The 12990-nt window shown below is 62.1% G+C and carries 10 protein-coding genes; 7 read left to right on the plus strand and 3 right to left on the minus strand.

The window, feature by feature from the left end; genetic code table 11:
• Window positions 1-20: 20 nt before the first annotated feature.
• A complete protein-coding gene (gene dctP / locus E2A64_RS17635) occupies window positions 21-1070 on the minus strand; it encodes a TRAP transporter substrate-binding protein DctP (RefSeq protein WP_133285826.1) in 1050 nt (349 codons plus the stop codon).
• 85 nt (window positions 1071-1155) lie between these two features.
• The gene (locus tag E2A64_RS17640; RefSeq protein WP_244598359.1) at window positions 1156-2457 is read right to left on the minus strand and encodes a hydroxymethylglutaryl-CoA reductase, degradative; all 1302 of its coding nucleotides are present in this window, start codon (window positions 2455-2457) and stop codon (window positions 1156-1158) included.
• Between the two features lie 172 nt (window positions 2458-2629).
• Here E2A64_RS17640 and E2A64_RS17645 point away from each other — a divergent pair, with 172 nt between their 5' ends.
• The 6 genes from E2A64_RS17645 (at window position 2630) to E2A64_RS17670 (ending at window position 10607) form a co-directional block, all read left to right on the plus strand.
• A complete protein-coding gene (locus tag E2A64_RS17645; RefSeq protein WP_133285828.1) occupies window positions 2630-4024 on the plus strand; it encodes an aminotransferase-like domain-containing protein in 1395 nt (464 codons plus the stop codon).
• 194 nt (window positions 4025-4218) lie between these two features.
• The gene (locus tag E2A64_RS17650) at window positions 4219-4827 is read left to right on the plus strand and encodes a L,D-transpeptidase (RefSeq protein WP_244598360.1); all 609 of its coding nucleotides are present in this window, start codon (window positions 4219-4221) and stop codon (window positions 4825-4827) included.
• Between the two features lie 233 nt (window positions 4828-5060).
• The gene (locus E2A64_RS17655) at window positions 5061-6524 is read left to right on the plus strand and encodes a TolC family protein (RefSeq protein ID WP_133285829.1); all 1464 of its coding nucleotides are present in this window, start codon (window positions 5061-5063) and stop codon (window positions 6522-6524) included.
• A gap of 71 nt (window positions 6525-6595) precedes the next feature.
• Window positions 6596-8707 (plus strand): type I secretion system permease/ATPase, encoded by a 2112-nt coding sequence (locus tag E2A64_RS17660; protein WP_133285830.1) that lies wholly within the window; start codon window positions 6596-6598, stop codon window positions 8705-8707.
• Complete coding sequence (locus tag E2A64_RS17665; RefSeq protein WP_133285831.1) at window positions 8704-9981, plus strand: HlyD family type I secretion periplasmic adaptor subunit; 1278 nt, start codon at window positions 8704-8706, stop codon at window positions 9979-9981. The genes E2A64_RS17660 and E2A64_RS17665 overlap by 4 nt, the downstream gene beginning before the upstream one ends.
• Complete coding sequence (locus tag E2A64_RS17670) at window positions 9981-10607, plus strand: ribbon-helix-helix domain-containing protein (protein ID WP_133285832.1); 627 nt, start codon at window positions 9981-9983, stop codon at window positions 10605-10607. Before E2A64_RS17665 ends, E2A64_RS17670 begins: the two co-directional genes overlap by 1 nt.
• Before the next feature lie 15 nt (window positions 10608-10622).
• Here the strand turns inward: E2A64_RS17670 and E2A64_RS17675 are convergent, their stop codons facing one another.
• Entirely contained in the window at window positions 10623-11597 is a 975-nt protein-coding gene (locus tag E2A64_RS17675) for a transglutaminase-like cysteine peptidase (protein WP_133285833.1), read from the minus strand.
• A gap of 287 nt (window positions 11598-11884) precedes the next feature.
• Between E2A64_RS17675 and E2A64_RS17680 the strand changes: the two genes are divergently transcribed.
• A partial coding sequence (locus E2A64_RS17680) for a hypothetical protein (protein ID WP_133285834.1) occupies window positions 11885-12990 on the plus strand: 1106 nt, incomplete at its 3' end.

Below are 12990 nucleotides of genomic sequence, written 5' to 3' on the forward strand. Positions count from 1 at the left end.
TGGCGCGCCCCTTGGGAAGCTCAGGCGATCAGCCCGAGTTCCTTCATCTGCGCAATCTGGGAATCGAGGATCTTGTTGGCGAGCGCATCCTCGCCGGCGGCACTCCGCCACACATCCACGGCCTTGACGCGATAGTCCTTGACGTCCTGTTCCTCGAGTTCGATGACTTCGACGCCCTGCTCCTTGAAGGCGGCCAGAGCGGTCTCGTCGGTTTCGGTCTTGTTGTCCTGCAGCGCCTTGCCGGTTTCCCTGGCCGCCTCCTCGAGGGCTGCCTTGAATTCGTCGGGGAGCTGGTCATAGGCGTTCTGGTTGGCGACATAGGACGTCGCCGTGGTCGGCTGGTGGACCCCCGGCAGGATGATGTATTTCGCAACCTCGCCGAGACCTGCATCGAGATTGGCCTGAAGATCGCCGCGATCGGCGATGTCGATCAGCCCCTTGTCGAGCGCGGAATAGACCTCAGCCGTCGGAAGCGGGGTGACGGAGACGCCGAAAGCGCCCATGACCGTCGCGGCCAGACCGGAGAAACGGCCCTTCTTGCCTTCGAAATCCGCGATCTTGCGAATCTCGGCCTTCGAATGGATCGGCTCCTGATCGTAGACCGTCGGCGCGATGTAGAAGAGGCCGGCCGGGGCATAGGATTCGCGCGCCATTTCCAGGCCGCCCTTCTCGTAGAACCAGGCGAGAAAATCCTCGGTTTTCTTGTAGCCGAACGGGATGGTCGCCGTGAAGGCATGCGCGGGGATCTTGCCAGCCGTGTAGCCGTCATAGGTCTTCATCATCTCGAAGGCGCCGCCGCGCACCGCGTCGAAGGACTGCGCGGGAGGAACGATCTGTCCGGCCGAGAAGAGCTTGAGCTCGAATGCGCCACCGGTCTTCTCGGCGACCTTCTGGACGAACATCTCTTCGAACTTCTGCGGCGTCGTACCGCCGTCCCAGAGCGACTGGATGCGCCAGGAGACCTTGGCGTCCTGGGCGATGGCGGGTGTCGCAAGGCGCGTGGCCGCGGCGACGGCGACACCGCCAGCGGTCAACTGCAGAAGCGAACGGCGTGAAATGCTGTTTGTCATGGTAGTCCTCCCTAGGGTCATCCCCCGGCTGTTGCCGGCGGCAGTCGTTTGTCCGGGTCGCCTCCGTCACGACCCGGACGGTGTTTCATTCCTTGCGCAATTCGGCAAGCAGATCCCGTGCCCGCTCGGTGCGCACGTCATGCGCCTCGGCGAGCTTTCTGGCGATGGCTTCGATTTCCGCGCCCTGCGCACCCGCCACGATGGCGATGTTGCGGGCATGCAGCGCCATGTGACCGCGCTGGATGCCTTCGGTCGCAAGCGCCCGAAGCGCCGCCATGTTCTGCGCAAGACCGAGTGCGACGCAAAGCTGCGCCAGCTCACCCGCCGAGCTGATCTTCATGATCCTCAGCGCCAGCTGGGCGAGCGGGTGGGTCTTGGTGGCGCCACCGACGATGCCGACGGCCATCGGCATCTCGAGCGTGCCGACAAGCCGTCCATCGCCGTCCTTCTCCCAGGTAGAAAGCGACGCGTAGTGCCCCTGACGCACCGCCCAGGCGTGGGCGCCCGCCTCGATCGCGCGCCAGTCGTTGCCGGTGGCCACGATCAGCGGATCGATGCCGTTCATGATGCCCTTGTTATGGGTTGCCGCGCGATAGGGATCGATCGCTGCGAAACTGTAGGCCTCGATCATGCGATCGATCATGTCCGCGCCGGAAAAATCCTTCGTGGTCATCGCTTCCGGCGTCACGCAGACCCGCGCCCGGGCAAGACGCAGATCGGCCAGATTGGAAAGGATGCGCAGACGGACCGTGCCGCCGGTCAGCTTCTCGATCAGCGGCGCCACGCGCTCTGCCATGGTGTTGACGGTATTGGCGCCCATCGCGTCACGCACGTCGACGATCAGATGCATGACCACCATCGGGCCGGACTGGGTCGTGGGGAATACGTGGACCTCGATATCGCGGCAGCCGCCGCCGAGCTCCACCAGCACCTTGTCGCACGCATTGGCCGCAGCGACGATCTCGTCCTTGCCGGCAAGGATGCGAAGCCGCGCGCCATAGGGATCGCTGACGCCCACGAGCTGCACCTGGGCCCGCATCAGCGGGTCGGTGACGGATGTCTCGAAGCCGCCGCAGTCACGCGCAATGCGCGCCATGTAGGAGGCCGCCGCAATGATGGAGGGCTCCTCGACCGCCATGGGAATAATGTAGTCGGTGCCGTTGACCGTGAAGTTCGCGGCCACCCCCATCGGCAGCTCGAAGGTTCCGACGACGTTTTCGATCATGCCGTCTGCTGTCTCGATCGGCAACGCGCCGGGCGCGCTCAGAAGCGCCGCATCCTCGGCGCCCAGCCCGGTGGCGGCGACGACCTTTTCCCAGCGTTCCGCCGGCGTGAGATTGCGAAACCCTTCGAGTCGCGAATTGATGCGGCCAGTCTGCGCGTTCACGTCTTTCCTCCCATGGGCGGCATTCACGCCCGATGCCCGAAAGCCGGCGGAAACCGCGGTCATTTGACCATTTGATTAGCTGGGAATCTGCAATATTGTACCGGATACACAAGGTACAATTTCCGCCGCTTTTGCAGCACTGTACCGCTCTTGTCACAGGAACAGTCGACCCATGACCGGCAGCGACCACAGCAAGATCGACCGTATCGTTGCCCGCATATCCATGCTGATCGAGCAGGGCGTGATGCGAAACGGTACACGACTGCGCTCCCTGCGATCGGCAGCGGAGGAGTATGGCGTATCCAAGAATACCGTCGTCGAGGCCTATGACCGCCTGGTGGCGCGCGGCTATGTCGAACCGCGACATGGTGCGGGATTCTACGTCCTGCCCGCCCGGCGCAAGCCCGGCGATCCGGTGGCCGCGCGAATGGTCGAGGCGGTGGACGTGGCCTCCCTTCTGCGCGAGCAGCTCGAGCACAATTTCACCGTGCGCCTGGGCGAAGGCCGGCCGCCGGCCGAATGGGTCGAAGGCTCCGTGCTCAAGAGCCACCTGCGCAACATTGCGTCCGGGCCGCGTGGCCTGTTCGAACACGCCTATGAGAGCCCGATCGGATTCGAGCCGCTGCGCCAGTCGCTGTCGCGCATTCTGGGCGACCGCGCCATCGGCGCCGGAATAGACCAGGTTCTCCTGACCATCGGCGCCAATCACGCCTTCGACCTCATCATCCGCCAGTATCTGCGTCCAGGCGATGCGGTGCTGACCGACAGTCCCGGCTACTATCCCCTCTTCGCCAAGTTCAAGCTCGCCGGCATCCGCATGGTCGGCGTGCGACGCGGCCGCGACGGCCCCGACGCCGAGGACCTTGCGGAAAAGGCGCGCCAGAGCGGCGCACGGATGTTCTTCACCCAGTCCCATGCCCACAATCCGACCGGCGGATCGCTGCAATTGGGGCGGGCGCACGAAATTCTCAGGATCGCTGAACTGCTCGACTTCGTCATCGTGGAGGACGACGCCTTCGGCGATTTGATGCCGGCTTCCGCACCGCGCCTCGCAGCCCTCGATCAGCTCCGGCGCGTCATCTATGTCGGCACTTACGCCAAGATCCTGTCGGCAAGTCTGCGCGTCGGTTATGTCGCCGCCTCGCGGGAGGTGATAGCCAATCTCGTCAACATGAAGATGCTGACGATCGTCAATTCTTCGGGCTACGTGGAACGCATTGTCCATACCGTGATCAACGACGGTCACTATCGCCATCACCTGAAACGGCTCGGCCGGCGCGTCTCCGAAGCACGAAACTCTGCGCTGCGCATGCTCCACGGCATGGGAATGCATGCCGAGATCGAGGACGGCGAAGGCTACTATCTCTGGGTCTCCCTTCCCGAAGGGGTCGACGACATCGAGCTGACGCGCAAGGCAGCGCGCGAAGGGATATTCCTCGCCCCCGGCTCGATATTCGAAGTGGAGGGAACGCGCACCGAGCGACGCCATATCCGGCTCAACGTCGCCTATGTCAGCGATCCACGCTTTCATGATTTTGCGATGCGGACGCTCCGATCCCCTCAATGAAGCGATGATCTCCGGATCCACGGCGGCTGCACGATAACCGCTCAGTCGGCGCTGCGAGCCGTGCAGCTGTCAAAAATAACCATTGACTCTTTCTTCGCCGCCCGGCGTAAGTTCGCCGTCCCGGGCGGGATGGTTCTTCATCGAACGGCACCGTTCGAGCCTGACGGGCGAGAACCGTGTGGGAGAATGCCGTTATGCGACTTCACGTTGTCTTGCTCGCCCTTTTGGGCATGACCCTTTCCGGCATCACCCACGCCGAGGATGGCGGGCTCGTCTTCAATCCCGGCAGCAACCGCTGGGAGCGAAAGTCCGGCGTCTCGGTGACGCCGAAAATGATGCGCTCCGACAAGTCTCCGGTCGCAAGAGAAATCGTGCAGTTCGAATCAAGATACAAGCCCGGCAGCATCGTCATACGCACGTCCGAGCGGCGGCTTTACTATGTCCTGACAGACGGCACCGCCCTCCGATACGGCATAGGCGTCGGGCGGGATGGGTTTGCCTGGAAGGGGCGGGAGAGGATCAGCCGCAAGGCGGAATGGCCGAGCTGGACCCCGCCTGAAGAGATGCGCAGGCGCGAAGCCGAGATCGGCCGAATCCTGCCGGCAACCATGGAGGGCGGGCCTGACAATCCGCTGGGCGCCCGCGCGCTCTACCTCGGATCGACGCTGTATCGCATTCACGGCACCAACCAGCCCTGGACGATTGGCGGCGCCGTATCGTCAGGCTGCATTCGAATGGCCAACGAAGATGTGATCGACCTCTACGGCAAAGCAGTCGTCGGAGCACTTGTTTTTGTCGAATAATGGTAAAATCACCTACTAAACCAATTGAATTCTTGGATTTTTACATTTTAGAAAAACATAAAATATAAGTTGCCGCGATGCAACTAGCCGTTACTATTTGCGATTAAGCTTACAATTCGCAACAAAAATAATTGTATTCATTATCATAACCGTATATTCCCGTTTTTCTACAAACGCGGATGGGGGTTGGCGTATTATTGCCCCGCGTAGAGTCTTATGGGTGGGGCCTGCTTATGCGAATTCTGAAATACAACATTCTTCAAGTCTTGAAGTCGGCGGCGCCTTGCGCGCTGGTCGGTTTTAATCTGTCCCTCGGCGCGATTACTCCGGCCGGAGCAATATCCCTCAACGATGCCGTTGCGGTTGCCGTGGAGGCAAACCCCGAAATCGGTCAAGCCATCGAAAATCGGGAAGCCATCGAGTTCGAATTGCGCCAGGCGCGCGGACTTTTCCTGCCGACGGTCGATCTCGAGGCCTCCGCAGGCGGCCGGCTGCTCGACAATCCCTCCCGCCGCTCCCTCGGAATCGACGGTGACGGACTGTCGCCCGTCGATGCCTCGGTCGTCATCACCCACAAACTCTTCGACAGCGGGGCCAGAAGCGCAGAACTGCGCCGGCAGGCAGCCCGCGTCGATGGAGCCTCCTTCCGGGTGCTGGAGCGCAGCGAATATATCGGCCTGCAGGTCGTGCGCGAATATCTCGAATATCTGCTGCAGGCCCGGATCGTCGCCGAAACGGAAAAGAACCTCGCATTCCACCAGCGGATCCAGTCCAACATCGCCGATAGCGTGGCCAATGGTACGCTGACCGCGGCCGATCGCCAGCAGGTCATCGAGCGCGTACTCGCTTCACGCGCCCAGCTTATCGAAGTCCGGGAAGAACTGGCCAACGCCAAGATCAGCTTCCTGAAACTCGTCGGCAAACCGCTTGATTCAGCATCCATGCCGGGAAGTATTTCTGCCAGCCTGCCCCGGTCCGTCGACCAGGCGCTCGGCCTTGCCCGGCAGAACAACCCGCGCATCCACATGGCCAATGCCGATATCGACGCGGCCGATGCGCTGGTCGATGCCGCGCGCGCCAAGCGTGGCCCCGAAGTGCTGCTGGAGGGCCGGGCAATTGCCGGCAACGACATCGATGGCGCCGACGGCCGAACCTCCGATCTTCAGGCGCGCGTCGTTGCCAAGTGGCGCATTTTCGACGGCGGCATCGCCGCGGCCGACGAACAAGAGCAGATCCGGCGCGTCGGCGAGTCCCGGCTGGTTCTCGACCAGGTCCAGCGCGAACTGGAAGAATCGGTCCGCCAGTCATGGGAGCGGCGAAGCAGCCAGCGCGAACTCGCCGGCGTTCTCCGTTCGCAGGCACAGGAAAACAACCGGCTCGTCGGGTCATACCGCGAGCAGTTCACCATCGGCCAACGCTCCCTTTTGGACGTGCTGGATGCGCAGAACACCCGTTACAATGTCGATGTACTGGCCGTGACGGCGGAATATGCGGCGCTCTTTGCCGATTACCGGCTTCTCGCAGCCACCGGCGAACTGCTCGACACATTGAATGTCAGCGCCCCCCGGCAAGGCGCGGCCTACGCCCGTTCCGAGTTCAAGGTGGCCCCAACCGCGCCGACGGATACCTACGCACGGCTGCCCTCGCGTCAAGTCAATGAACTGCCAATGGACTTGCTCGCGCCGATGAAAAACTAGCCGTCCGGGCAGCAACCATGAAACCGGTCGGGCAATTTGCTGATCCAGGAGCGGACACCACTGGCGATGAGATGGACCGCAATGCGGCTGCCGAACTCACGGGCGCACTGGTCGCCGTCGCTGAGTATTTCGACCGGCCGAGTTCGCGCACGGTCCTTTTCTCCGGCGTGCCGGACACATTCGACAATGTCGAGAACCATATCCGGCTGATCGTTGATCGCATCGGCCTGTTCTGCCGAAGCACGCAGGGCTCGCGGGCGATCACGGAAACCGATGTCGAATATCCCGCCGTCCTGCAGTTCGGCAATCCGGCGCGAAGCTTCGAGTTCGCTCTCGATGCCGAGGCCTTCCGTGCGGCCATCGTCCGGAACGGGCGGGTGGAACGCGCCTATCAGTTCGGACTGCTTCATTCCTCCAGCCAGGAACGTGACCTGGCGGACGGGACCGCCAATGTCTCGCGTGAACACTGGCTGTTCGGCCCCATGCGCCAGTTTGGGCGGGGCTATAGCGGCATCGTCGTCGCGGCCCTCTTCATCAACCTTCTTGCGCTGGCGTCGCCCATCTTCGTGATGAACGTCTATGACCGAATCCTGCCCAACAAGGCCACATCGAGCCTTTTGGCCCTGGCTTTGGGCGTCGGTCTCGCCATGATCTTCGACTATTTCCTGAAGACCATACGCGCCGACATCATCGACGCCACAGGACGCCGGATCGACGAGCAGGTTTCCTCGCGGCTCTTCGACAAGATCCTCAATTCCCGGCTCGACGCCCAGCCGCCATCGACCGGCGAATACGCGAACCGCGTCAATCAACTCGATTTCGTGCGCGAGTTCTTCACCTCGAACACGGTCGCAGTGCTCATCGATACCGTCTTCATCTTCATCTTCCTCGTCGTCATTCATCTGATCGGCGGCTGGCTGTTCGTCATTCCTCTCATCGCCTTCATACTGGCGGTCGTGATCGGTCTCGTCGCCCAGTACCGCATCGCCAAGCGCGTCACGCAGGCCGCCAACGAATCGTCCAGGCGCCAGGCCCTGTTGATCGAGACGATCTCGACCATCGAGACGGTCAAGTCGCTGCGAAGCGAGGCGAAGCTGCTGAAGAACTGGTCGCTGCTCACCAAGGCATCCTCGAGGACGTCCGAGGAGATCAAGCTGCTTTCCGCTCACGCCTCGAATGCGACCGGCCTCGTGCAGCAACTGGTCACGATCTTCATCGTGATTGCCGGAGCCTATGAATTTTCGCTCGGCAACATCTCCACCGGCGCGATCATCGCCACGGTCATGCTGTCCGGCCGCACGATCGCGCCGATCAGCCAGATCACGCTGACGCTCGCGCGGCTCAGGCAGGCCCTCCTGTCCCTGAAGATTCTCGACGGCATCATGGCCCAGCCGGAGGATCGCCCCGCGAGCGCCGGCTTCGTCAACCGGCAGGTCATGCAGGGCAGCCTGTCATTTGCGGGCGTGAGCTTCAGCTATCCCGGCTCGGATGCGAAGGTCCTCAACGACGTCACCTTCTCGATCCGGCAGGGCGAACGGGTGGGCGTCATCGGTCGCATCGGATCCGGCAAGACCACGCTCGGCCGGCTTCTCGCAAACCTCTACACCGCGCAGGAGGGCCGCGTGTGCGTCGACGGCATCGACGTGCGGCAGTATCACCCCGCCGAGCTTCGCGGCGCTGTGGCCTATACCGGGCAGACGGTCGACCTTTTCACCGGAACGTTGCGCGAGAACCTGCGCATGGCCAATCCGGCGGCAACGGACGAAGAGATCATCGCCAGCGCGAGAAAGACCGGGGTCGACGAGTTCGTTTCCATCCATCCGCGCGGCTATGACCTTCTCGTCGGCGAGCGTGGCGCCAACCTCTCCGGAGGCCAGCGTCAGGCCGTAGCGATGACCCGGCTTCTTCTCGCCCAGCCGAAGATCGTCTTTCTCGATGAACCTTCAGGCGCACTCGACCTCGCCACCGAACGCCAGTTGATCGGCACGCTTTCGGACTCTTTCGGCCCGGACGTCACGATGGTCATCTCCACCCATCGCTACAGCCTGCTCGAACTCGTCGATCGCCTGATCGTGCTCGATCGCGGCCGCATCGTCGCCGACGGCCCCAGGGACAAGGTTCTCGAGCACCTGTCCGCCCGTGTCCGCGCCGTGCAGGGCAATCTTGCAGGTGTCCGCACATGAGTTCCGCCTATCATCGCGCGATCGGTCTCGCCTGGGTGATTGCAGCCCTGATCGTCTGCGCCACCCTGTGGGCCTATTTCACGGAAATCGACGAGATCGCCCGCGGCCAGGGCAAGGTGATCCCGGCGACCCGGACACAGACGATCCAGGCCACGGAACCCGGCGTGGTCAAGGAGATCGCCGTCAAGCTCGGACAGATCGTCAAGGAGGGCGATCTCGTGGTCCGTCTCGACAAAACGACGACCGCCTCAGATCTCGGCGAGGTTCAGGCCAGGTTGCGAGCCGTCAAGGTCAAGATTGCCCGTCTTGACTACGAAAGCCGGTCCGAGTCCGAGGGATCGTTTCTCTGCCCGGAGGATATTCTCAACATCGATCCGAAGATCTGCGAGAACGAACGCAAGCTGCTCGAGGCGCGCCAGAACGCTTTCCGCAACACCCGCGACGTGCTCACGCAGCGGCTCCTTCAGCGTCGCAAGGAGAAGGACGAGGCCGCCGCCAACCTGTCGGCGCTCGAAGGGCGGGTGCTGCTGTCCGAAAGGGAACTCAACCTCCTCGCCCCGATGGCGAAGAAGAAGCTCGTGGCCGAGACGGAACTGATCCGCGCGCAAAAGGAGGTCAACGACACCTCCGGCCAGATCAACGCCCTGAAGGAAAGCATCCCGCGTATCGAGGGCGCGATTGCGGAAGCCGAACTCCAGACGCGCGAGCAGGAGCTGCAATTCAGGCAGGAAGCGCTGTCGGAGAAGACGGAAGCTCTGGCGGAACTCTCGGTACTCGCCCAATCCGAAAGGGGCGAGTCCGATCGCGTCGACCGTACCGACATCCGCTCGCCGGTCACCGGCATCATCAACACGCTGGCGATCAACTCGCTCGGCTCTTTCGTCCAGCCGGGCACCGTGGTGGCGGAAATTGTTCCCTCGTCCGAGGAACTGCTGGTCGAGGCCCGGATTTCACCGCGCGACATCGCCTTCGTCATTCCCGGCCAGAAGGCGCTCATCAAGATCACCGCCTTCGACTTCTCGATCTATGGCGGGCTGGAGGGCACGGTCGTCAATGTTAGCCCGGATTCGCTGCTCGACCAGAAGACCGGCGAAGCCTATTTCGAGATCCGCGTCCGGACGGACAAGGCCTATCTGGAGCACAAGGACACCCGCTACAACATCACGCCAGGCATGATCTGTTCCGTCGACGTTCTCACCGGCAGGAAGACGATCCTTCAATACATTCTCAAGCCCATCAACAAGGCGCGGCAGGAAGCACTGACGGAACGCTGATGCCGATGACCCGCCAGCCCATGGTCGAAGCCTTTCTCTCCGCCCGCGACCCCGACCCGTCGGAGCCGTTCTTTCGCGCCATCACGACGGAAGGCAAAAGGAAGGCTCTGCGCCTCGAGCGCGGCTTCTGGCGGGCGTTGGACAAGGCCGCGGAAGATCTCAATGTCAGCCTCGGCGAACTCATCCATGCGATCGATTCGATCGACGACCGGCAGATGAACCTCGCCTCGTCGCTACGGGTCTTCGCGGTCGAATGGCTGCAGCGCAAGGTGGTGGACTATCAGACGTCCACCTCGGGACCAGCTCTCGACGCGCTGATTGCATCCTGCCCCTCGCCCGCATTCGTACTGACCGCGCAGAAGCAGATCAGGCACACCAATCCGGCATTCCTGCGCCTCCTGCGCATGAGCTTCAGCGGCATGGATCCGACGGGCGACGGACATCAGCTGAAGCTGCAACTCGACATGTCGGTCGACGAAGTCGTCGAGACGTTGACGAGCGGAAGCCGGTCGCTCTCGGTCGGCTATATACTCGGCTTCCGGGATCGTCGGGTGCGCGGCACGATCAATGCGGTTCTCGCGCCGACCCTGCCCGAGCGCATGATCATAGGTTTCGTGACGGCCTGACGCCGGCGGCGCGGCTCAGAGATCTTCCCGCGGGCGCAGGTTCTCGATCATTTCCGCCGGCAGGTCCTCGAACATGACGTTGCCCTCATAGTTCACGCCGGGCGCGATCGCGGCCAGATCCACCGGCTCGGAACGGGCCAGACGTTGCTCGCCGGCGCTTTCCACGCCGTGAATCCAGGCCCGATCGGTCGAAAACGAAATCAGCGGCATGTATTGCGGCATGTCCGCGTCGCGGTAGATCCTGTCGACGACATTGTCGAGGATGAAGAACCCCTTGTTGGTACCGACCGCGAGAACCGAGTGGTAGAGCTTGCGGCTGGTGTCCTTGAGCACGACGAGCGAGAGGCTGGAAGCCGGAATCCCCGCCTTGACCAGAAGATGATACTTCAGGATTGCGAAATCCTCGCAGTCGCCTGCCCCCTTTGTCAGGATTTCCGACGGGGTCGCCCAATAGTCGACCTTGTTGTAGGTCTGACTGTCCGGGCTGTAACGCAGGCCGCGATTGACGGATCGATTGACCGCGTCGAGAACCTTGAAGTAATTCTTTCCATTATACTTGGAAGGAACTGATTTTTTGAAGTAGGAGTTCCGAATTCTGCAATCTTCCGACCCGCAATCGACCGATGCGGCAAAACTGCTCTTCACCCGCACCCACTTGCCCTGACTGGCGCCGTTGAAGAACGGAATGGCAATGCTGGCGAAGACACCGGAAGAGATCGCTGCGCCTCCGGAGGCCGTTCCGCCGGTGACGATCCCGTCTATGCCCGGCTCCGCAAGCGCGGCCGAGCCGAATTCTCGAGCATATGCAAAAAGATAGCCGACCGCATTGACGGCAGTCGCCAGCCCCGCGCCGCCAGGTGCATAAGCGAGCGCCCCGCCTGCGGTGCCGGTGGCCGAACCGGCCGCGGCACTGCCGGTCAGCGCCGACAAGGTTACCGCAAGCCCAAAACTTATCGTTGCCAACCGGTTAACTGTGCTTTTCTTATTCATGGCGACTTCCCCGTTATGTCGAGAAATGTACGCGCTATGCTTTTAGATACTGGAAATATGCTTGGTAAAGCGAAACGAAAGACCTATCGTCAAATTTGAATTAAATTCGACCCGCCGGGAAGCAATGAAGCGCGGCGCCGGAATACATATTCCGTTATGCGTCGACATTAACCAGGAATTAAATATAGTTTCTCCTGCATATCTGGATATGCATCTTACTTAATGCAATATTGATTGTCGATCGAAAGCATGTGCCAAGTCGGCCCCATGTAAGGGGAGTAACGCTCATGTCTATTGATCGTACAAGCGAATTTCAGGCCAACAATGACGACCACGGCGACATCTCTCTTCGTGGCACCGGCGAGGGAGACCGTGTCCTTCTGGCGCAGGCCGAAGATCTCAACGACCTCGCGCCGGCCGACATTGGCGGACAGACGCCGGCGACCGGGCCATCCCTCCCGTCGGCAGCCGCCGCCCCGGATGCGGGACAGGCCGGCTCCGTCCAGACGCTTGTTGCCGATAGCGCCAACCAGGTTCAGCTCCCTGCCGGCTCCTCGCTCGGACGCATGGAATTGCGCGGCCAGGACCTGGTCATCATCCAGCCCGACGGCAGCGAGATCATCATCCAGAATGCCGCCGCCAACGTGCCGACATTCATCATCGACGGCGTGGTCATCCCGCAGGAAGCGCTTATAGCCGCGCTGGAAGGCAATGAGATCAACATCGCCGCAGGCCCCAACGGCACGCTCGTCGCAAGCTCCGCAGCGGTCGACAGTTCCGGTGCAAACTTTTTCGTCACCCCGCCCGGCATCGGTGACGCCGTTCCGATCCTCGGCCTGCTTCCGCCGACCGCGCTCCAGTTCACCGGCGACGAGGAACGCCGCATCTTCCCCGTCGAGCCTGACGAGGAACCGCTCGACATCGTCTCCATCCTGCCCTCCGGCGGCGTCGGCAACGGCGACATCCAGGATCCCGAACTTCCGGGTGGTTCGAGCGCCCTCCCCGGCGGCTCCGAAGACAGCTTCATCGTCACCATCCAGGCCGGATCGAGCGCCGTCACAAATGTGGTTTTCGATCCCTTCAACGGCACCAGCGGCGACATTTCGGGCATCACAACCGGCCTGACCGGCGCGGATACCTCGACCGCCTTCACCTATCAGCTCAGCGCCGACGGCAAGCTGCTTACGATTCTGGCGGACGGCGTACCCGTCGTGCAGCTCGAGATCATGTTCACTCCGGGCGCCGACAATATTGCCGCCGGTGCGACCGGCACCGTCGCCATCGACGTCACGCTGCTCGAAGCCTTCCCGCACGAATTCGGCTCGTCGGAACTGCTGGCGATCATCCAGGGCATCCCGGTGCTTGCCGAAGACGCCAGCGGCTTCAACGACAT

The sequence above is a fragment of the Pseudohoeflea suaedae genome, from assembly GCF_004354915.1.
In the GTDB taxonomy this organism is placed as follows: Bacteria; Pseudomonadota; Alphaproteobacteria; order Rhizobiales; family Rhizobiaceae; genus Pseudohoeflea; species Pseudohoeflea suaedae.